Raw genomic sequence first — 19,978 nt, 5'->3', positions numbered from 1 at the left:
ACTCGGCAATCGTCTTGATGGGCGTTCACCACCCTCTGCAAGCAGGAGCGCGATCAGCCCCGACCATCCGATCATTTCCGCTCGAGGCGATCGCCACCACCCACGCGCGCCTGAAGCGCGCCCGGATCGTCGAGCATCGACTTAGCGGTGCGATCTCCCATCAACGCCCAACGCCAGAACGCGATCGTCGTATCGATCACCGCCCTTCGGACATGCTCGTCCGGTCCTTGCTGCCGCATGCCGCCGGCATTGCCGCTGAAGTCGGCGTGCGTCGCGCCTGCGAGCACCAGCAGATATTTGTCACCGGGCGGCATCGCGCGGAAGGGGCGCTCGCGATCGGCGGCGCTGACGCCGGCGGCAGCGGGCGTCGTGTCCTCGGTGCCGCTGATCGAGAAGAACGGCTTGTGTACATTCGCCATGGCTTGCGCGTCCGAGCCCATGCTCGGAGGCGAAGGGCTGAACGCGATCGAGGCGCTGATACGGGGTTCCGCCGTGTCCGTAGTCGTCCGGCTAAACGTCTGCCCCGCCAGCGCCTGCGTCGTGTGCGCTCCGAAGCTATGGCCCGACATGCCGACATGGGCGAGGTCGGCACGGCTGAGTGCGCAGCGTCCTTCGCGGGGATGACGCGGAATTTCGTCCAGCACGAACTTCACGTCTCGAACGCGCGCGTCGAGCTGCTCGGGCGTCATCGCCGCGCGCAGCGCGGCGCCGAGGTCGCCGCCGCCGTTTCTCATCTGGCGGAGCATTCCTAGCCTGCTGCGGCGACCGCCGTCTCCCGACTGCAAGATGCTGCGATCGCTGCCGGGGTGCTGGAGGTGGACGACGACGAACCCCGCATCGGCCCAGGCCCGCGCCCACAGCGTCCCGCCATCGAGCGAGCCGCCCAGGCCGTGGCTGAACAGGATCAGCGGCGCTCTTTCCTTGCCTTCGGGCATGCGGATGCGAACGGGTACATCGCGACCGCGCGTCGCGTCATGCCAGACCGCATCGCAGACCCGCCCAGCCGCCATCGCACCCGTGGGAGCGATGCCGCCGAGAAGCACGGCGAGGATGACAAATCGGGCTCGATGCATCGTTGATGCCTTCCTACCGGACCTGGATCAGCGCGCGCGCCTTCGCCCGCCATCCGCGCGCGGCTATAAAATCGCGGAACATCGCAACCCATTCCTGGAAAGCGAGCTTCACCGGGTTGTTCTCGCGTGCCTTGCCGGCGAGCCCGTAGAGCTTGGGCGTGTCGCTCTCGGGCGCGATCGTGCCGAACAGCCGGTCCCAGACGATCAGCATGCCGCCATAGTTGCGGTCGAGGAACTCGGGGTTGCGGGCGTGGTGCGCGCGGTGGTGGTGGGGCGTGTTGAACACCCATTCGAGCGGCCCCAGCCGCGGCACCGATTCGCTGTGCAGGAAGAACTGGTAGTTGAGGTTGATCGCGAGCAGCGCGACGACCAGGCGCGGATCAAAGCCGAGCGCGATCAGCGGCAGATAGGTGAGCCAGCCGAGCGACAGGATGTTGGTCCAGCCGAGCCGCAGCGAGGCGAGGAAGGTGAGCTGCTCGGCGCTGTGGTGGACGGCGTGGCTCGCCCACAGCCAGCGGACTTCATGGCTGAAGCGATGGAACCAGTAATAGGCGAACTCCACCGCGAAGAAGCCGACAAGCCAGCTCTGCCACTGATCGACGGGAAAACGATGCGGCACCGCGGCCCAGATGGCGCCATAGACGCTGCCGAGCACAAGCGCGCGCGGCGCCCCCGCGATCACGTTTCCGGCGACGATGCCGAGCGTGGTCAGCGCCGCGCGCCCGTCATAGCCGCGCCCGCTGCGCATCCGCCAGACGAGCTCGCCCAGGACCGCGATCAGCGCGACCGAGAGAAACAGCGGCCCATGCTGCCTGATGTCCATGATGGATCCTCAGTTCCGGCTCTGCTGGATGGCATCGCGCATCCGCGCGCGGCCGGCATCATATTCGGCCTGGGTGACCCGGCCGTCCCGGTTCGCGTCGGTCCGGTCGAACATCACGGGCGGCGCCTGCGCCAGTTCGGTGCGCGAGATCGCGCCGTCGCCGTTGCGATCGGCCCCGCCGAGCGCTTCAGTCAATCGGGCAAACGCCTCCGGCCTGAGGCTGGCGAGCCGCGGGAAGTCCGCGGGGCTGACGACGCCGTCGCCATTGCGGTCGAGCCGGCCGAAGTTGGCGTCGCGATACCGCACGAACTCGGCGCGGCTGACGGCTCCGTCGCGGTCGGCGTCGGCGGCGGCGAACCAGTCGCCGCCGCGCTGGGCGAGCGCCGGCGAGGCGAGGCCGGCCAGGGCTGCGGCAAGAAATGCAATGCTGCGCATGGGGATCGGTCTTTCAAGTGGATGTCGGCCGGGCCGGCGCGTCGCGCACCGGCCCGGAAGGGGATCAATCGCGCGTCACGGTCGTCGAGCGGCTCGCCGTCGAGCCATCGGGACGGGTGCGCACCACCGAGCCGCTGTAGCTGCCGTCTCCGTTGTTCGTGATGCTGGTGCTGCGACCCCAGGTCGTGCCGTCGTTGGTCGTGTGGGTGGCGCCGCCGGCATAGCTGCCGTTGCCCCAGCTTGCACCGCGGCTGGATGTGACGCCGCGGCCGTCGTTCGCCTGGAAGCTGCGATCGGCCGACACCGAGCCCGGCTCGCGGTCAACCGAGCGGTTGTAGGCATAGCCGCGGCCATTGTTGGTCTGGAGCGAGCGCGACGCGGCGACGTCGCCTCCGGAACGGCTGTAGCTGTTGTTGTAGTTGTAGCCGCGACCGCCATTGGTCTGGACGCTGCGGCTGGCACTGCGGTAACCCGGCTGGCGCGTGACGCTGCCCTGGCGGACGTAGCCGCGCCCATAGGCGCCCTGCACGCTGACGCTGCGGGCGCGTGTCTGCGCCTCGGCTTGACTGACGAAGGCGAAGCTGCTGCCGGCGAGCGCGAGCCCCATCGTGGCGGCCGTGAGGATCTTGTGCATCGTTCAAACTCCTGATTCGAGGTTGTGCCCCTCGAGGCCGGAGGTAGGTTCGTGAGGTAAGGCGAAGACGAACCGCTGGATTCAAAGAGTAACGAAACGTAACAGCGGTTGCGGGCATTCCGCGCATCGGCATGATCGCCGTCATGATCACCGCAGTGGACACGCCGGACACTCCTCACATCGCCCTCATCGAGGACGACGACGAAATTCGCGATCTCGTCGAAGGGCTGCTCGCGCGCGAGGGCATGTCGGTCCATGCGTGCCGCACCACCGCCGAGTTCGACATGCTGCTGAGTGAGCGGCCGGTCGACCTCGCCATCATCGACATCATGCTGCCGGGCGAAGATGGTCTGTCGTTGTGCCGGCGGATGCGCGCCATCGGCGACCTGCCGATGCTGATCGTCTCGGCGCGCAGCGACGACGTCGACCGGATCATCGGCCTCGAAGTCGGCGCCGACGATTATCTCCCCAAGCCGTTCAATCCGCGCGAGCTGGTCGCCCGCGTCCGCGCGCTGCTGCGCCGGTCGCGCGGGTCCGAAAGCATGATCGTAGCGCCCGGCGGCCATCGTTACAGCTTCGCAGGCTGGACCTGGGACGCCGATGCGCGCAGCCTCATCAGCCCGGACGGCATCGCCATCGAGCTGACCGGCGGCGAGCACGATCTGCTCCACTGCCTCGTCACCCGTCCGCAGCGGGTGCTCTCGCGCGAACAACTGCTCGACTGGACCCGCGGCCGCGAGGCGGCGCCGTTCGACCGGACGATCGACGTGCAACTCGGCCGGCTTCGCAAGAAGCTAGCCGTCCATCCCCAAAGCGAGGCGCTGATCAAGACGGTGCGCGGCGGCGGCTATGTGTTCGTCGCCCCGGTGCGGCGCGGCTGAGCCGTGCGCGGAACGCTCTCCTTCCGGATCGGCGCCATCCTGTTGGTCGGCTTCGTGCTCCTCCAGCTGCTTCTCGTCGTCGTGCTCCAGCTGCCCGGGCGCATCGACGATCGCGGCCGCTACGGACTTCCTTCGCCGCCCGCATTTGCCGAGCTGGTGCGCGCGGTCGAAGCCGCAGGCCCGGCAGGAGGCGCCCGGCTCGTCGAGAATTTCAACGGATCGTTGTTCCAGATCGAACTGAGGCCGGCCGCGCCGGACGACTTTCACGAGGTGCCCGAGCGGATGAAGGCGCTCGCCCTCGACTATCGCCGCGCGCTCGCCGACCACAATGTCACCGTCGACGGCGGCCCCGGCCGGCTCAACGCCATGCTCGGCGACCGTGCGCGGCCGGTCAGGTTCCTGGTGCCGATCCGGGTGACGGTCTGGCTGCGCAGCGGCGAAGTGCTGGTGCTCACCGGCCGGCCGGCCGACGGGTTGCGCGCCTATCTCGCCCAGCGCAGCATGGTCGGCTTGCTCGGCGGCACCGCGCTGCTGCTGGTCCTGTGGGTCGCGCTGCGCCAGACGACCAAGCCGCTGCAGCGGCTGACCCGAAGCGTCCGCGCGCTCGGCGAGAATCTGCAGGCCGATGATGTCGGCTTGGAGGGCAGCCGTGAAGTCCGCATCCTCGCGCAGGCCTTCAACGACATGAAGCATCGCATCGCGCGGCTTATCGAGGAGCGAACCTTCATCCTCGCCGGCATTGCGCATGACCTGCGCACCTATCTCACTCGGCTGCAGCTGCGCGCCGAGTTCATCGAGGATGCCGAACAGCGCGCCCGCGCGACGCGCGACCTGGAGCAGATGTCGGTGTTGCTCGAAGACAGCCTGCTGTTCGCAAGCCTCGGACAGGGGCAGCGCCGCGAGCTCGAGGTCGTCGATCTCGCAGCACTGACGCGCGATCTCGCGGCGCTGCATCCGCACGACGCCCGCATCCACTTGAACATCCCGGTCGCGTGTCCCGTGCTCGGCAATCCAGCCGGGCTGGAGCGCGTGTTCGGCAATCTGGTCGACAATGCGCTGCGCTACGCGTCCACCGTCACGGTCCGCATCGAACGAGCGGGCGCGCGGACCATATGGTCGTTCGAGGACGACGGGCCGGGCGTCGCACCCCATGATCTCATGGTGCTCGGCACGGCCTATGTACGGCTCGATCCTTCGCGCGACCGGCGGACCGGCGGGGCCGGCCTCGGCCTGGCTATCGTGCGCGCCCTCACCGAAGCGATGGGCGGCAAGGTCTCCTTCCGATCCGAAAGCGGCAAGGGGCTTCGTGTCGAGATCGCCTTGCCTCCGGCTGATGTAGCGGACTGAGGTCGGAAAAGCACGTCGGGCGCCCTTTGCCGTTCGGTAGCGCACCTTGAGACCTGCCGGTCAAGAGAGCCGGACTTTTGACGTGCATAGGATCGGGGGCACCGGAATGCGGCGCACGTCGGTAGCAAGCGCCAAGCAGCGGTTCTATAGTAGTGCGAACGGCGAGACGTACTCGTTATGTTTATCCTGCGCGGGGCGCCAAATACCGCCGATTGCCGCCGTCTTCTACGCAGGGACCGCAGCGGCTACGACCAATCAAACCGCTGGGCGTTCAACGTAGTAGGGGCGGCGTAGCGCTTCGGTAATTTCGTTCGAATCGCTCCGGGTGAAGTAGCGGATTCTGATTTCACACCCGTCGCTGGACAGACTTTCTCAATAATCCTGATGCGGGCATCATTCTGGTCGGGCCATCCGCCCCTTTATCGCGCTTGACTGCATCGTCAAAAATGACGATGAGTGCGCGCATGGGATATGCGGGCGGAAAGGGGCGGCTCTGGCAGGACATCGTGTCCCTGATGCCGCCGCACGACACTTATATCGAAACGCACCTCGGCGGCGGCGCGGTCATGCGCAATAAGCGCCCGGCGCGGGTCAGCATCGGCGTGGATATCGACCCGCAGGTCGTCCGGGCGGCGAGCGCCTGGAACGTGCCGGGGCTCGTGCTGCATACCGGCGACGCGCTCGCATTTCTCGCCGGCTACGCCTTCGACGGCGGCGAACTGCTCTACGTCGACCCGCCCTATGTCGCGGCCACCAAGAAGAACCGCCGCTACTACCGGCATGAATATACCGACGAGGATCATTGCAGGCTCCTCGATGCCCTCCTGAAGCTCGACTGCCGGGTCATGATCTCCGGCTATCCCTCGGCGCTCTACGAGCAGGCGCTTCAGGGATGGGAGGTCAAGGAACTCGTCAACGTCAGCCATGCGGGGCCGCGCCGCGAACGGCTATGGGCGAACTTCGAATTCTCGCCCGACCTCCACGACTATGCGCCGATCGGGGGCAGCTTCCGCGAGCGGGAACGCATTCGCCGCAAGACCAGCCGATGGGTGCACAAACTCGCCCGGCTGCCCGACCTCGAGCGCCGCGCGGTGCTCGCCGCGCTGATCCAGTCGTCGGACATCGAGCCTGGCTTCGCCGAGCGCCTGCTTGCCGGCCGGCGCCGAGGATGCGCGGCATGACGGAATTCTGGCGCGCGCCCCTGGCGGAGACGGTTCGGACCTCGCAGCGCCTGGCTCGCCGCCGAGTCGCACTGAGCGATGTCGGCAACTGGCTCGAATGCTATGCCGAAGCCGCGCCGACCTCATCGAACCAGGGCGCGGCCAACATTCCCTTCCAACGGTGGTTCCACTTCAAGGAAGCCTTTTCCCCCAAGTTCGTCGCCGACACTCTGGGCGCGCTGCCCTACAAGGTCGATCGATGCCTCGATCCGTTCGGGGGCAGCGGCACGACCGCCGTGACCTGCCGCATGCTCGGCATCTCGTCGGATGTCATCGAGGTCAATCCGTTCCTGGCGGATCTTATCGAAGCTAAGCTTACGCCCGTGCCGGCCGCCAGCTTCTGCGCTTCCTATGATCGCCTGCTGTCGGACCTGGAGAGCGAGCCCGGCGACAGCCTTCCCATCGAGGGCATGCCACCGACGATGGCCGAACCCGGCGTCAAAGGACGCTTCGTCTTCGCCGCCGACGTCTATGCGACAGTCCGCGCGATCGTTCGGGCATCGGCCGCCCTGCCGCCCGACGAGGCACGACTGCTCAGGGTGCTGCTGGGGTCCGTGCTCGTCCCCAACAGCAACGTGACCATCAATGGCAAAGGCCGGCGCTACCGCCGCGGCTGGGAAACGCGGCCTCGCTCGGCCGCCGACCTCATCGCCAGCCTCGACGATGCGGTCGACATGGCCGCCGCCGACCTCACCTCCTATGCCGGACCGCGCCGAGGCCGCCATGTGGTCCATCGCGGCGATGCCCGGAGCACGCTGGCGAACGTCGACACGGCGGACGTCGCAGTCTTCTCGCCGCCTTACCCCAACTCCTTCGACTATACCGACGTCTATAATCTCGAATTGTGGATGCTCGGCTACCTGAAGTCCGGCCCCGACAATCGCACCTTGCGCCATCAGACCCTGCGCTCGCACGTGCAGATGAAATGGCACGAGACGCAGCGCGTAGCCGCCTCGGCAGCGCTTGAAGATACGCTCGGCGCGCTGCGCCGCGCCAGGCGCGACCTGTGGAATCCCCACATTCCCGAGATGATCGGCTTCTATTTCGACGATCTCGCCATGATCTTCGCGCAGCTCCGTAGAATTCTTGCGCCCGGCCGGCACGCCGTCGTCGCGATCGGCGACAGCCAATATGGCGGCATCCACGTCGATGTCGCCTCCATTCTCGTCGAATGCGTGCAGCCTCTGGGCTTTCGCCTGACCGAGAGCGGCGCTATCCGATCAATGCGCAACAGCTCGCAGCACGGAGGGGGATTCGAGTTGTCCGAACACTGCCTGGTATTCGAGCGCGTGTGACGCGGAGTTGAGGGGAGACGCCAGGTGCCTGACATTGCCGATCGCAAGATCTCCCTGCCGACGATCGCGCGGGTCGCGCTTGCGAACTTCGACCTCTATTCCAACGAGCCGAATGCCCGTGCCGAAATCGAACGTCCGGTCTTCTGCCTCATCGGCGCCAATGGCCTCGGCAAGTCCACCTTCCTGAACACCATCAATTTCGCGATCACCGGCGCGATCCCCGATCCCAGCCGCAAGTTCCAGTCAGCCCACGACTATCTCCGCAACGCCGGGCGCGCCGACCGCGCCGACGACTATTTCAGCGGCCGCATCAGCGAGCATGCCCGCCCGATCGCAAGCGTCACCGTCGACCTTGCCTGGCCGACGACCACCGTGAGCGTCACCCGCGACCTGTTCGGCACCGCCGGAGTCACGCGCCTGGCAATCGCCGACCTGGCCTCCGGCGCGACCGACGTTCGCCAATCGAGCGACGATGACGGCAGCGACCTGACCGGCCTCTATCAGGCCAAGGTTCTCGCGCTGGCCGGCCTCGAGGATTTCGCGCAGTTCGTCTTCCTCATGCATTTTGTCGCCACCTTCGACGAAGGCCGGCATCTCTTGATGTGGGACGACGCGGCGCTCACCAACGCGCTGTATCTTGCGTTCGGCGCCGATCCCGTCGCGGCAAAGGCCGCGGACAAGCTCCAGCGCGACATGGACCGGGAAAGCTCGCGCGGCCGCAACGTTCGCTTTTCCGCGCGGCACGTCGCCGATCGCATCAAACAGCTCGCCGATCTGCTCAAGGGCACCGAAACCGACGATCATACGACCGGCGCCGAGCTTCAGGCCCAGCACGACGCGCTTGTCAGCCGGCAGGCCGAGGCCGAGCAGCGCATGCGCCGCAAGCAAGCCGAGTTGCGCGACGCCGACCTCAAATGGACCGACCTCAGCGCCTCGCTTACCGAAACCCAGCTCGAATATCGCCGCCTGTTCTCGAGCCGGCTGCAGCAATCCTCCTCGGTCGACCATCATCCGATCGTCCGCGCCACTCTGTCGGAGGATCGCTGCGCGCTTTGCGGCACCGTCCATGTCGCCGCGAAGATTCAGGCCGCTCTCGACAGGGGCGATTGCCCCTTGTGCGACAGCGTTCTCGACCGATCCGGCGCCGATGCGGACGCCATCGCCCAACTGCAGCGTCTCGATCGCGAGATCGCCCAAATCCGCGACGACCTCGCCACGATCCTGAACAGCCGCGCGCGCATCAGCGACGAATTCGCCGCCGCCCAGGCGAGCGAGGAGGCGGCAGCCGAGGAGCTTAGGCAGTTCGAGGAGAAGGAGGCGGCGGGCCTCGCCAAGGTGCAGAGCGGGTCCAGCTTCTCCGCGATCCAGCAGGAAATCGACAAGCTCGAGAAGGAACGCCAGGAATTTCTTGCTCAGAGCGAGGCGCACTACAAAAAGCGCGACGAGCTGCGCGATCAGCTTCGCGTCCACGAGAAGGCGCTCAAGGCGCAGTATGAGGCGGGTTCCGAGCGCTTCGTCCCCAGGTTCCGCGAGCTCGCCGAGGACTTCATCGGACTGCCGATCGACGTCGAGTTGGAGCATCGCCAGGGCGCCAACGATTCCGGCTTCGGCCTGCGCATGCGCATGGACGACCAGTTGCGCGCGCAGCCCGATACCGTGTCGGAAAGCCAGCGCTTCTTCATCGACATCGCGCTGCGCATGGCACTGTCGGAATATATGGCGGACGGCGCCGCCACGCTCCTGGTCGACACGCCCGAAGGCTCGCTCGACATCGCCTATGAGGCGCGCGCGGGCTCGATGTTCTCGAAGTTCGTCGCCGAAGGCAATCGCGTGCTGATGACCGCCAATTTGCGCAGCTCGCAGCTCGTGCTGCGTCTCGCCGGGCTTCAGAAAAGCGCGGGGATGCAGATCGTGCGCATGACCGACTGGACCGACCTGAGCGAGGTGCAGCAGACCGAGGAAGCGTTGTTCACCCAAGCCTATGACGCGATCGACGCGGCGCTCACTTGACCAGCGCGGCCGACATCATTCCCGAAGCGTATTTCGACGCCGTGGCGATCGCCGCCGATGCGCCGGCGTCGGTCATGCCGATGACGGTCATCGAAGCCCATCTCTATGCCTATCTCGGCTGCATCCTCGGCCTCTTCAAAGGCCAGGCGGTTGGCGATTGGGGCTATCCGTTCGCGGTCACGTCCGAAGGATTCCCGTTCAGCGTCCAGTTCGAGACGGCACGGTCGATGGTCGTCGCGCGCGGCTTAGTCGACGAGGATGGAGCGGGCTTGATGAGCGCGCGCCACGACGAGCTGGCGGCGGAGATCGGCAGCCTTCTGACCCTGGGTTCCTGGGTCGACCGGCGCCAGTGGCTGCGCGCGGCGACGCAATGCGCGCTCGCGCTTCCGGTCGGCTCGATCCGCCATGCGATCGGCCAGACGCCGGGCTTAGCCGCCTCGGTCCGGCTAGGCCAGCGGCGCCTCCTGCTCCAGGCCGACGACATCGAGCTGCTCTACGAGGAATATGGCATCGTCAGTTCGGTGCTCGGTGCCGACGTGAAGGATCTGCTTTCACCCGCAGTTATCTGGCTGTGTGCGCGGATCCTGCGGACGGAGGACGCGCCCGTTGATTAACCTCGAAAACGTCCAAGCGCTGGTGCGCATGGCCTATCTCCCACACGCGAGCGAGGCGTTCGGCGAGCCGGGCGCGCGCGCGATCACCGCGCTCCTCGATGCCGTCAAGCTGATCTATCAGCGCTATCCGCCCGAAAGTCTGGGCGGGACGCTGACGGTGATGATCGGCATGAGCGCGACGCCGGCGACGCCTATGGTCGCGGCCTGGGGCGCACCGTCAGCGTTTCAGACTTATGAGGAACTCGGCACCGCGCTCGCCTGCGCGGATGCCGGCGCGCACTGCCTGATCGAACTGGTGCCGGATGGCACTTTCCGTTTCCTTCAGCTCGGATCGGATATCGACCTCAAGGCGGCCGCCGCCGACGCGCTAGTCTATCGCTACGACAGTGGCGTCGATCGGATTCTCGCCAAACACCACGACGACTATGTCCAGAAGGTCTCACCGATCCTAGCCAGCAATTTCGCCAATGCTACGCTGAACAGCCTTGAGGAGGCGCTTTCGCGCTACAGCGAATTCGCTCGGGAAACGAAATGCCGCATCCTGGCGGATGTCTGGGAAGGCGGCGTCGATGGTCCGCGGCTGGTCCTGGTCAACCGGCCCGAATCGATCATGCGGGACTCGCTTATCCAGGCGCTGCAACTGGTCCTGCGCGACGCCAATGCTCGGCCCGAGCACAACACCGACGAGACCAAGCCGGTCGATGTCCGCGTCGAATGGTTCGCCTCCGGCGCCTCCGCGCTAATCGAGGTCAAATGGCTCGGACGGTCCACCGCGCGGTCCCGCAACCCCGCGCCGGAGCCCACTTATACCGACTATGGTCCGCCCCGCGCCCAGGAAGGGGCCGACCAGTTAGCCGACTATCTCGACCGCGAGGTGCGACACACCGCCAGCACCGCGACGCGCGGCTATCTTGTGGTCTTCGATGCGCGCCGCCGAAACATCCGCAGCGCGGCCGATCCGCTCGTCGAGGCGGACGCGATGCACTTCGCGAACGACGTCCTTCGCTATGATCCAGATCATTCGCAATCGCGCGACGATTTCGCGCCGCCGGTGCGATTCTTCCTAAATCCGAGAAGGTCGCACTTTGCGCCTGTCTGATTCGAGACCAATTATTGCGCAGTAAGACTAATGGCTTCGCAGTACGGCGTAGGGCGATAGCCGGCATCTGGCGGCGGTCCTATAGTAGTATAAACGGCGACTCATATTCGTCAGGTTTATCCTGCGCGGGGCACCATTGTCGCGGCTAGCTGGCGGCCCGCAATCGGTCGGTGAGTTCGCCGAGCTTGCCAAGCGTGACCTCGCTGACATGGTGCTCGATCCCCTCGGAATCGGCATGTGCCACCGCCTCGTCCAGCCCGAGCGCGATCAGGAATTCGAAGACGATGCGGTGGCGCTCGCGCGAGGCGTCGGCGATCGCCTTGCCCCGATCGGTGAGGAAGATCGCGCGATAGCGCTTGTTCTCGACCAGCCCGTCGCGCCGCAGCCGCGCGATCACCTTCGAGGCGGTCGCCTGGGAAACGCCAAGCCGTTCGGCGATGTCGGTCAGGCGGGCCTCGCCCTCTGCGGCGATCAGGTCGCCGATCAGCTCGACATAATCCTCCGCGACCTCGGTGAGATGGGCCTCGCGGGTCTTGCGGAAGGCGGCGGCGCGATCGGCGGCGGGCAGTGGCATCGACGCAGTCTAGATCGCGGAGTCGAGGTCGCCAACGGACTTGCGCCTGCGCTTGAGACTTAGCTATAGCTAAGACACTCAGCAGGAGGTGATTGGTGGACGCGATCGCAGCGGCATTGGCGTGGGCGGCGGCGGGTACATCGGTTCAGGCCGCAGCGCTGGACCAGTCGCCCGTTCGTGACGATGCGGTGGTCGTGACCGGCACGCGCACGCCGCGTACCCTGCGCGAGGCACCGGTGCGGACCGATGTGATCGGCCCTGCGGTGCTGGAGCGCGCCGCGCCGCGCAATCTTGCCGATGCGATCGATTTTCTTCCTGCGGCCCGGTCGGAGAGCAACTGCCAGAACTGCAACACGACCGAGATCCAGCTGCTCGGCCTGCCCGGCGCGTACAACCAGATCCTGCTGGATGGTCTGCCGCTGGTGACGGGGGTGGCTGCGGTCTATGGGGTCGAGCAGATCCCCGCGGTTCTGGTCGAGCGGATCGAGGTGGTGAAGGGCGGTGCCTCCGTCCTATACGGTCCGGGCGCGGTCGCCGGTGTCGTCAATGTGATCCCTCTGCGGCCGGAAGGGACTACGGTTCGCGCGGCCCTCGACACGCAATTGATCGACGGACACTCGACGGCATTTGGGTCGCTGCTTGCCGGCAAACGCTTCGAACGGGGTTACGTGAACCTGTTCGCGCAGGCCGACTACAGCCCGGCAGTCGACCTGAACGACGATGGCTATAGTGAGCTTGCGCGCCGCAAGCTGGCCATCGCCGGGGCGCGCGGCGAATGGCGGCCGGCGACCGGCACCACGATCGCGCTGGACTATCAGTTCACGGCCGAGCGGCGCCGGGGCGGCAACCGCCTCGAACGCCCCGCCTACCTCGCCAATATCGCCGAAGCGATCGACAGCGACGTGCATCGCGGGTCGATCAGCATCGCGCAGCAGCTTGGCCCTGATACGCGCCTGATCGGCACATATGCGATGTCGCATCTCAAGCGCCATAGCTTCTACGGCGGACTAGGCGACGTCGAAACCGACGCGTCGGCGCCCGGCTTCGACCCGAGCGCCTTAGCGGAAGCGGTCGCGCTCAGTCGGAACCAATATGGCCGTACAGCCGACACGCTACACTATGGCGAGGTGCGGCTGGAAACGCTGTCCGGCGGTCACGCGCTGCTTGGCGGCGTTCAATACCGCAGCGAACATGTGGCCGACCATGGCGAGACCGTCGATGGCAAGCGGCTCGCGACGATCGTGGATGACGGCTTCCACACCCTCGGCGGATTCGTGCAGGACGAGTGGACGCTTGCCGAAGGCTTGCGGCTGGTGCTCGGCGGCCGTGTCGACAAGAGCTCCGAAATCGACGGGGTGATCGTGTCACCGCGCCTCGGTCTTTGGGCATCGCCGCACCCGGCGCTGGTGCTGCGCGCCAATTATTCGACCGGCTATCGCGCGCCGGAAGTCTTCAGCGAGGACATCCATATCGACGTGCTCGGCGCGGCTCCGATCCGCATCCGCAATGCGCCGAGGCTCACCGCCGAGCGCGCCGACAGTTTCGCGCTCGGGTTCGACTGGCGGCCGACCTTTGGCGACGGCGCCTTCACGCTGGACGGCCAGGCATATCTCACCCAGCTACGCGACACATTCTTCCTCGGCGAGATCGAGGAAACTGTCGATGGCACGCTGTTTCGAACGCGATCGAATGTAGGCGGCAGCCGCGTGGCCGGGGGCGAGATGACCGCCGGCTATCGTTTCTCGCAGGTGCTGAACGCCAGCGTAGGCTTCGCTTTCATCGAAGCCCGCTACAACGATCCTCAGGTCGTGTTTGACGACGGCGCGACCGTGATCGCGACGAGGCGCTACCTCAAGTCGCCGCGCTTGACCGGGGTGAGCCAGCTGGTCTGGCGTGCGGCATCATCGTTCGATGTCCTGCTCGCGGCGCGATATACGGGAAAGATGGATGTGCTGAACAACAGGGAGGGAGCGATCCGGCGGAGCGACGACTTCCTCGTGCTCGATCTTACCGGCACGCGCCACATCCGGGTGGGGGACGAGGGGCAGGAGGTCGACGTGACGTTCGGCATCAAGAATCTGACCGACGCACGTCAGCGCGACCTGGAGAGCGGCGCTACCCGCGATAGCGACTATGTCTATGGACCGCGCCTGCCGCGCACGCTGTTCGTGCGGATCAATGCGCGCTTCTAGGCTGCTGCCGCCGCTCGTTGCGGCAGGCATCGCCGCGGCCGCGCCGGTGCCGCTCGGCAACGGGTTCCACCGGCTCGATCATGGCCGCGTCACCCGCGCGGCGCTGCCGGACGAGGCGCGGACCGTCGCGGTCTATTATGGCGCAAGCTGGTGCGGTCCGTGCCGAGTTTTCGTGCCCGAACTCGCCGCCGCCTATCCGCACCTGCGCGCCCGAGGCATCGAGGTGGTGTTCGTCAGCGACGATGCGAGCTGCGCCGCTGCGCTCGACTATGCGCGTACCAGCCGGATGCCCTGGCTGCTGCTGCCCTGCGACCACGAGCGTCGCCGCCGCCTGCGTGCGCTCGGCGGCGCGGCGCTGCCCGGCCTCGTCACGCTCGACCGGACGGGGCGGCTGACGGGCACCAGCTGGCACCCCGACGGCAGCAGCGCGCCGCGGCGCATGTTGAAGGCGTTGCTCAGCGCCCAGCCGCTTGGTCAGTCGTAGCGATACAGCCGCACGCGCTGGATCGAGAAGTGATCGCGCGGGAACTGGACGCGCCGGCCCTGGTGGGTCTGGTCGCCGTTGAGCAGGCGGCCGCGGCGCCACTGGCCCGCCTCGAACCGGCCCTCCCAGGCACTCTCGATGCCGGCGATGTGCGGGCCGGGGCCGACCGGCGTCGGCGTGATCCACAGGCCGCTGCCGGCGATCAGGAACTCGTCCTCGCCGACCTGGAGGATCATGCCGCCATGCGTCGCGAGCTTCTGTTCGGCCAGCGGCGTCCACGGGTCGGTGAAGCTGACGCTGAAGCGATAGCCGCCCAGCTCCACCACCTGCGGCTCCGCGAGGATGGTGCCGTCGAACATCACCGGTGCCTTGACGCCCACCGCGCGGCCCTGCGCCTGCGCGGCGAGCAGCGACGGGGTCAGCTGCGCGAGCACGTCATAACCCTGCGCCAAGCGGCTTTTCGGTAGCTTCTCCAGATCGTCGATCGCGAACGGGCTGTAGCCGATCGCGCGATGGTTGCCGAAGGCTAGGAACGCCTCTGCCGCGCCCTCGTCGCGCCCGGCATTGTTCGCCTCCGGGATAAACAGCGCATTGTCGGGCCGGTCGTAGTGGGCGATCAGCTGGCCGAAGTTCGGGAAGTAAATGTCGGGCGAGAGCATGTCGAGCGAGGGCGCGCCCGCCTTCCACACGTCGATCAGATGGGGCAGGGGCCCGCCGCTCGGATACTCGCCGGGCAGCTTGCCTGGTCGATTGAAAGCGACATTGGCGTACATCGGCAGGCGATAGGCGGCCTTACCCGCGGCGGTGACCGCCTCGGCGTAGCGCGCGTAATGCCAGGCGGTGAACACCTCCTCGGCGGCAGGGCCGCGGCCGAACACCTCGGCCCAGCTGCCGCTCGCTTTGGCGCCATTCTCCTCCCACAGCTTGCGCAACGGCGGCACCAGGCGCGTGCGATTGGCCTGGAGATGCGCCAGCAGTTCGGCCGGCACGGGCGCCGCGAACGCACGGTTCGCCTCCACGCCATATTCCCGCGCGGTCGGCAGCATGCCGATCTCATTCTCCACCTGCACCAGCACCACGGTGTTCTGCGCGGCGTCGATCGCCTTGATGTGCGCCATCAGCGCGGCGAACGCCTTGGCGTCGGCCTGGATGTTGGCGGGGTGGAAGGCGGAAAGGATCTCTTGCCCCTCGCCATTGGCGATCTGCACGCGCGGGAAGCGCGCCTGGTCACGCTTCACCCAGGCGGGAGCGTAGCTGGACATGCTGTTCTTGAAACTGCCGAACCACAGGATCACCAGCTTCATGTCGTGCGCGCGTGCGTCGCGGATGAGGCCATCGACGCTGCCGAAGTCGAACCGGCCCTCGGCGGGCTCGATCAGCTCCCAGGAGACCGGCGCCACCACCGTGTTCATGTGCGCCGCCTTGAAGTCCGCCCAATGCGGCCGGAGATAATCGAGGCTGGACGCGCTGGAGTTGGCGAGCTCGCCGCCCAGCATCAGGAAGGGCTGGCCCTTGACGACCAGTTGGTGCGCCTGGCCCTCGCGGCGCAGCTCCACCTGCGCGAGCGCGGGCGCCGCCGTCACCAGCAGCGCCGCCGCCAACATCCCCTTGATCATCGCACGTCTCCTATCTCGATCTCGAACGGACCCGCGGGCAGACCCGCACCGTCGAACAGATTGACGCTGGGCGTATCGGCCCAGCCGTAGCGGACGCGAGTCACCGGCGCGGCGTCGCCCGGCAGCGTGACGCGGCTGCCCTCCGTGCGGCCGAGCGCGAAGCGGCAGCTTTGCTGGGTGGCGCCGCACAGTTCGAAGCCGATCGCGACGGTGCTGCCGCGCGGCGCGAGCGCGCCGGTAACGTTGGTGAAGGTGAGCATCACGCCGCCATCGGCGCTGCGCGTGGCGCTCTCGATCGCGGGACCGGAGGCCGGCTCGGTAGCGCCGTAGGCGAGGCTTGCCATCGCGTGCGCGAGCCGGCGGCCGACCTCATGCTTCTGCCCGGGATGGATATCGCGCGGGTCGCCCAGGTCGATCGCGATCGCCAGCGCCGCATGCCGGTCAGCCGCCACCGCTTGCCGCTGTTCCTCGCGCAGCTCGGCCCAGCCGCTCGGCGCCGGCGCCCCGCCCGCGGTGGCGCCGAAGCCGGCAAGCTGGACGATGGCGAAGGACAGGTCGGGCGCCCCGAACTGGCCGCGCCAGTCCGCCATCAATGCAGTGAGTCGCTTGGCATAGCCGGGGATCGCAACGTCCGACTCGCCCTGATACCAGGCGACGCCCTTGAGGCCGATCCGGCCGAGCGGCGCGATCATCGCGTTGCGGATGGTGCCCGCGCCGGCGACATCCTCCCACGGCGCGCGTGGCGGCGCGACCGGGCGGCGGCGCTCGATCGCATAGTTCCAGCCGTCGCCCAATGGCACATGGCTACCATCGGCGAAGCGCAACTGCATCGCCTCCACCGGGCCGATCATCCCGCCCTTGCCATAGCTGTCGAGCGCGTTGACCACGATCAGGTTGCGCCCGGCCTTGAGCGTGCCCGCCGTCAGCGCATAGGCCCGCTCGACCTGGTGGTTGCCGCTAGCGCCGACTGCCTTGCCGTTGACCCAGGTCTGGTCCGCCTCGTCGACGCGGCCGATCGCCAGCGTCGCCGCCTGGCGCGCCTGTGCCGCGGTGAGCGTCACCTCGCGGCGATACCAGACCATGCCGTCATGCTTCGCGAGTTCGGCATCGCCCCAGTCCTCCCAGAAGCCGATGCTCGGCACCGGCTTCCAGCCGAGCGCCGCCGTCGCCTGCCATGGCTCGCCGCCGGGCCGGTCGCCCGTGCCCACGCGCCACCATGCGCCCCACGCCTCGCCGAAGCGCCGCGCCGCTGCCTGCGGATCGCGCGCGTAGAGCGCACGCAGCGCCGCGAGATCACCCAGCCCGGTCTTGGTCAGCGCCGCATCGCTCATCCAGGTGCTGATCCGCGACCCACCCCAACTGGCATGGATCGCGCCGATCGGCACATCCGGGTGCGCGGCACGCAAGGTCTTTGCCATGTAGAAGCAGGCGGCCGAGAAATCCGGCACCGTTTCCGGTCCGGAGACCTGCCAGCCCGAATTCTCGCCGAGGTCCCGCTCCGGCACCAGCGCGGCGCGCTTGGCGACGGTGAACAGCCGCAGCCGCGGGTCGGCGGAGCCGGCGGCTTGGGACTGGCCATCCTGCGATTGGGCGACCGACATCTCCATGTTCGACTGGCCCGAGCAGAGGAAGACGTCGCCGATCATCACATCGGTCGCGGTGGCCGTGTTGGCGGTGAGGGTGAACGGCCCGCCCGCCGGGGTCGCGGGCAACATCGCCTCGAACCTCCCGTCCGCGCCGGCACGCGTGCTGGCCTGCACCGGGCCAAGTGCCACGGTCACCGTCTCGCCGGCGGTGGCGCGGCCGGTCACCCGGATCGGCCGGTCGCGCTGAAGCACGGCGCCGTTCCCGAACAGCGGATCGAGCCTGGTCTCGGCCGCGGCCGGACAGCCCGCGATGAGCGCCAGCGCCAGCAACGCGCTCTTCTTCATTCGTCGCCTCCCGTCCATGCATAGGGTCCGATCACCGTGCCGACGAACCCGCCCGCTCGTGCGGTGGTGAGCAGCGAAGCATCCACGTCGGCGCGCAGCGTCCGCGTGTCGCCGCCCGCGGCATAGTCGAATGCCATCGTGCCACCGTTCATGCGGAGGGTCAGCGTCACCGGCCCGTCGGCAACGGGAGCGGACGCGATCAAGGTGTCCGCGTCCGCCTTGTCGCGCGTGTAGAGCGCCACCTGACGGAGCCCGCCGATCCGGGTCACCCCGAAGAACAGGTGCGACCGATCGCTCTGCACCGCCGCCAGCCCGGCGCGGTCGCCCTCCTGGGCCGGCGCGAAGCGCACCTGCGTCGATACGGTGGCGACATGCTGCTGAAGGCGCCGGCCGACGAACGCCGGCACCCCGCCCGTGTCGCCCAGCTTCGCCCCGCCGTCGAGCACCAGCGCGCCGCCCTCCAGACGGTAGACCGGTGCCCGTGGTACCCGCACGCCGATCCACTCCGGGCCAAGCTTCGCGCCGTCGAATTCCTCGACGTAGCGGATCGCGCCATCCGGCTGCGGCGCGCGCACCGGCGCCGCCGGCAGCTTCGGCCGTTTCGCCACGAACGGGATACCGGCGCCGTGCGGCAGCACCTGCGGCCAGCCGTCGCGCCAGGTCACCGGCAGCAGGAAGGTCTCGCGCCCAATGGTGTAGAGGTCACCCGCATAGGGCCGCGTCGCCAGGAAGGTCGCCCACCATTCGCCGCTCTGCGTCTCGACGAACTTGGCGTGGCCCGCCGAGGTGACCGGATGCGTCCGGGCCGGATCGAGCCCGCGCTGGCTGAGGATCGGGTTGCCCGCGAACGGCTCGAACGGGCCGGCGAGGTCGCGCGACCGGAACACCACTTCGGAATGCTGATCGCCGGTGCCGCCCTCGGCCGCGATCAGGTAATAGAAGCTGTCCCGCTTCAGCAGATGCGGCCCTTCGATCCACGAGGGCTTCTTGGCAATGTCGGTTCCGCCGTTCACGAGGACGGTGCGCGATCCGACCATCCGGCGCGCGCGCCAGTCGAACCGCTGGAGCCAGATCGCGCGGTGGCCATCATAGCGCGGCACCTCTGCCGGCGCGCCGTTGTTGACGATCCAGGCGGCCTCGCCGTCCCAGAAGATCGACGGATCGATCCCCTCGAAGCCGAGCCAGACCGGATCGGACCACGGCCCCGCCGGATCGCGCGCGGTGATCACGAAATTGCCGCCGCAGTCGACGCAGGTCCCGGCGATGTAGAACAGGCCGTCGTGGAACGAGATGTCCGGCGCGAAGATCCCGCGCGAAAGGCCGAGCCCCTTGAAGTCGAACTGCCCCGCCCGGTCGAGTGCGTTGCCGATCTGTCGCCAGCTGACCAAGTCGCGCGAGTGGAACACGGGCAGGCCGGGGAAGTGCGTGAAGGACGAGTTGACGAGATAATAGTCCTCGCCCACCCGCGTGATCGATGGGTCGGGATAATAGCCCGGCAGGATCGGGTTGCGGTACTCGCCAGGCCCGGCGGTCGCCCGCTCCTGCGGCTCACCCTGATAGCGGAACCAGTCGAACCGAGCGGGCTCGGCCGAAGCCGGCGACACAAGCGCAGCGGCCGCCAGAAGCGTCCAGCCCAACCGATTAGCGGCGGACATCATTGCCACCTTGCGCAAAGCCTTCCAGGTCGTCGGCCGTGGCGAGGCTCTGGTCGCCAGGCGTCCAGTGCTTGAGCGCAGCCAGATGCAGCCCG

The 19,978-nt window shown here is 67.6% G+C and carries 17 protein-coding genes; 9 read left to right on the top strand and 8 right to left on the bottom strand.

Annotation, left to right across the window (positions count from 1 at the left end; translation table 11 throughout):
• Window positions 1–71: 71 nt before the first annotated feature.
• The 4 genes from ACFDTH_RS05120 to ACFDTH_RS05105 form a co-directional block, all read right to left on the bottom strand.
• Window positions 72–1,073, bottom strand: a complete 1,002-nt coding sequence (locus ACFDTH_RS05120; protein ID WP_375286431.1) for an alpha/beta hydrolase family protein — start codon at window positions 1,071–1,073, stop codon at window positions 72–74.
• Window positions 1,074–1,086: 13 nt separating this feature from the next.
• Window positions 1,087–1,896, bottom strand: a complete 810-nt coding sequence (locus ACFDTH_RS05115; RefSeq protein ID WP_375286430.1) for a sterol desaturase family protein — start codon at window positions 1,894–1,896, stop codon at window positions 1,087–1,089.
• 9 nt (window positions 1,897–1,905) lie between these two features.
• The gene (locus tag ACFDTH_RS05110) at window positions 1,906–2,331 is read right to left on the bottom strand and encodes a hypothetical protein (RefSeq protein WP_375286429.1); all 426 of its coding nucleotides are present in this window, start codon (window positions 2,329–2,331) and stop codon (window positions 1,906–1,908) included.
• A gap of 64 nt (window positions 2,332–2,395) precedes the next feature.
• Window positions 2,396–2,965 carry a hypothetical protein gene (locus ACFDTH_RS05105; RefSeq protein ID WP_375286428.1) on the bottom strand — a complete coding sequence of 190 codons (570 nt, stop codon included), beginning with the start codon at window positions 2,963–2,965 and terminating at the stop codon, window positions 2,396–2,398.
• Window positions 2,966–3,096: 131 nt separating this feature from the next.
• Here ACFDTH_RS05105 and ACFDTH_RS05100 point away from each other — a divergent pair, with 131 nt between their 5' ends.
• The 7 genes from ACFDTH_RS05100 to ACFDTH_RS05070 all read left to right on the top strand — a co-directional run bounded on the left by ACFDTH_RS05100 (window position 3,097) and on the right by ACFDTH_RS05070 (window position 11,431).
• Window positions 3,097–3,846: a response regulator gene (locus ACFDTH_RS05100; RefSeq protein ID WP_375286427.1), complete on the top strand. Its 750-nt coding sequence runs from the start codon at window positions 3,097–3,099 to the stop codon at window positions 3,844–3,846.
• A 3-nt stretch (window positions 3,847–3,849) separates the two neighbouring features.
• Window positions 3,850–5,193: a sensor histidine kinase gene (locus ACFDTH_RS05095; protein ID WP_375286426.1), complete on the top strand. Its 1,344-nt coding sequence runs from the start codon at window positions 3,850–3,852 to the stop codon at window positions 5,191–5,193.
• 464 nt (window positions 5,194–5,657) lie between these two features.
• Window positions 5,658–6,374: a DNA adenine methylase gene (locus ACFDTH_RS05090; RefSeq protein ID WP_375286425.1), complete on the top strand. Its 717-nt coding sequence runs from the start codon at window positions 5,658–5,660 to the stop codon at window positions 6,372–6,374.
• The gene (locus ACFDTH_RS05085; protein ID WP_375286424.1) at window positions 6,371–7,708 is read left to right on the top strand and encodes a hypothetical protein; all 1,338 of its coding nucleotides are present in this window, start codon (window positions 6,371–6,373) and stop codon (window positions 7,706–7,708) included. The genes ACFDTH_RS05090 and ACFDTH_RS05085 overlap by 4 nt, the downstream gene beginning before the upstream one ends.
• A gap of 24 nt (window positions 7,709–7,732) precedes the next feature.
• A complete protein-coding gene (locus tag ACFDTH_RS05080) occupies window positions 7,733–9,718 on the top strand; it encodes an AAA family ATPase (RefSeq protein WP_375286423.1) in 1,986 nt (661 codons plus the stop codon).
• Window positions 9,715–10,332 (top strand): hypothetical protein, encoded by a 618-nt coding sequence (locus ACFDTH_RS05075; protein ID WP_375286422.1) that lies wholly within the window; start codon window positions 9,715–9,717, stop codon window positions 10,330–10,332. Before ACFDTH_RS05080 ends, ACFDTH_RS05075 begins: the two co-directional genes overlap by 4 nt.
• A 28-nt stretch (window positions 10,333–10,360) precedes the next feature.
• The gene (locus ACFDTH_RS05070) at window positions 10,361–11,431 is read left to right on the top strand and encodes a hypothetical protein (RefSeq protein ID WP_375286421.1); all 1,071 of its coding nucleotides are present in this window, start codon (window positions 10,361–10,363) and stop codon (window positions 11,429–11,431) included.
• A 145-nt stretch (window positions 11,432–11,576) separates the two neighbouring features.
• On the opposite strand, the gene mntR is transcribed toward ACFDTH_RS05070, so the two are convergent.
• Window positions 11,577–12,005, bottom strand: coding sequence for a manganese-binding transcriptional regulator MntR (gene mntR / locus ACFDTH_RS05065; RefSeq protein WP_375286420.1), 429 nt, complete (start codon window positions 12,003–12,005; stop codon window positions 11,577–11,579).
• A gap of 95 nt (window positions 12,006–12,100) precedes the next feature.
• On the opposite strand from mntR, the gene ACFDTH_RS05060 reads away from it, so the two are divergent.
• Together ACFDTH_RS05060 and ACFDTH_RS05055 are read left to right on the top strand one after the other, a co-directional pair.
• Window positions 12,101–14,197 (top strand): TonB-dependent receptor plug domain-containing protein, encoded by a 2,097-nt coding sequence (locus ACFDTH_RS05060; protein ID WP_375286419.1) that lies wholly within the window; start codon window positions 12,101–12,103, stop codon window positions 14,195–14,197.
• Window positions 14,184–14,681, top strand: coding sequence for a thioredoxin-like domain-containing protein (locus ACFDTH_RS05055; RefSeq protein ID WP_375286418.1), 498 nt, complete (start codon window positions 14,184–14,186; stop codon window positions 14,679–14,681). The genes ACFDTH_RS05060 and ACFDTH_RS05055 overlap by 14 nt, the downstream gene beginning before the upstream one ends.
• On the opposite strand, the gene ACFDTH_RS05050 is transcribed toward ACFDTH_RS05055, so the two are convergent.
• Genes ACFDTH_RS05050 through ACFDTH_RS05040 form a run of 3 tightly spaced genes read right to left on the bottom strand, consistent with a single transcriptional unit; the run spans window position 14,672 to window position 19,883 of the window.
• Window positions 14,672–16,297 carry a DUF5597 domain-containing protein gene (locus ACFDTH_RS05050; protein WP_375286417.1) on the bottom strand — a complete coding sequence of 542 codons (1,626 nt, stop codon included), beginning with the start codon at window positions 16,295–16,297 and terminating at the stop codon, window positions 14,672–14,674. The genes ACFDTH_RS05055 and ACFDTH_RS05050 overlap by 10 nt on opposite strands.
• Window positions 16,294–18,228: a sialate O-acetylesterase gene (locus tag ACFDTH_RS05045; protein ID WP_375286416.1), complete on the bottom strand. Its 1,935-nt coding sequence runs from the start codon at window positions 18,226–18,228 to the stop codon at window positions 16,294–16,296. The genes ACFDTH_RS05050 and ACFDTH_RS05045 overlap by 4 nt, the downstream gene beginning before the upstream one ends.
• Window positions 18,225–19,883 (bottom strand): glycoside hydrolase family 43 protein, encoded by a 1,659-nt coding sequence (locus ACFDTH_RS05040; RefSeq protein WP_375286415.1) that lies wholly within the window; start codon window positions 19,881–19,883, stop codon window positions 18,225–18,227. Before ACFDTH_RS05040 ends, ACFDTH_RS05045 begins: the two co-directional genes overlap by 4 nt.
• Window positions 19,884–19,978: the final 95 nt, after the last annotated feature.

The organism is Sphingomonas sp. (assembly GCF_042096255.1).
Classification (GTDB): domain Bacteria; phylum Pseudomonadota; class Alphaproteobacteria; order Sphingomonadales; family Sphingomonadaceae; genus Sphingomonas.
The sequence above is the reverse complement of the archived record's forward strand: the minus strand, read 5'-3'. Positions and strand labels throughout refer to the sequence as shown.

Bases quoted from the DNA above. Each gene is read 5' to 3' on its own strand.
- ACFDTH_RS05085 (WP_375286424.1), top strand. From the start codon at position 6,371: ATGACGGAATTCTGGCGCGCGCCCCTGGCGGAGACGGTTCGGACCTCG.
- ACFDTH_RS05070 (WP_375286421.1), top strand. From the start codon at position 10,361: ATGGCCTATCTCCCACACGCGAGCGAGGCGTTCGGCGAGCCGGGCGCG.
- ACFDTH_RS05115 (WP_375286430.1), bottom strand. From the start codon at position 1,896: ATGGACATCAGGCAGCATGGGCCGCTGTTTCTCTCGGTCGCGCTGATC.
- ACFDTH_RS05110 (WP_375286429.1), bottom strand. From the start codon at position 2,331: ATGCGCAGCATTGCATTTCTTGCCGCAGCCCTGGCCGGCCTCGCCTCG.
- ACFDTH_RS05055 (WP_375286418.1), top strand. From the start codon at position 14,184: ATGCGCGCTTCTAGGCTGCTGCCGCCGCTCGTTGCGGCAGGCATCGCC.
- ACFDTH_RS05045 (WP_375286416.1), bottom strand. From the start codon at position 18,228: ATGAAGAAGAGCGCGTTGCTGGCGCTGGCGCTCATCGCGGGCTGTCCG.
- ACFDTH_RS05120 (WP_375286431.1), bottom strand. From the start codon at position 1,073: ATGCATCGAGCCCGATTTGTCATCCTCGCCGTGCTTCTCGGCGGCATC.
- ACFDTH_RS05050 (WP_375286417.1), bottom strand. From the start codon at position 16,297: ATGATCAAGGGGATGTTGGCGGCGGCGCTGCTGGTGACGGCGGCGCCC.
- ACFDTH_RS05040 (WP_375286415.1), bottom strand. From the start codon at position 19,883: ATGTCCGCCGCTAATCGGTTGGGCTGGACGCTTCTGGCGGCCGCTGCG.
- ACFDTH_RS05100 (WP_375286427.1), top strand. From the start codon at position 3,097: ATGATCGCCGTCATGATCACCGCAGTGGACACGCCGGACACTCCTCAC.
- mntR (WP_375286420.1), bottom strand. From the start codon at position 12,005: ATGCCACTGCCCGCCGCCGATCGCGCCGCCGCCTTCCGCAAGACCCGC.
- ACFDTH_RS05105 (WP_375286428.1), bottom strand. From the start codon at position 2,965: ATGCACAAGATCCTCACGGCCGCCACGATGGGGCTCGCGCTCGCCGGC.
- ACFDTH_RS05090 (WP_375286425.1), top strand. From the start codon at position 5,658: ATGGGATATGCGGGCGGAAAGGGGCGGCTCTGGCAGGACATCGTGTCC.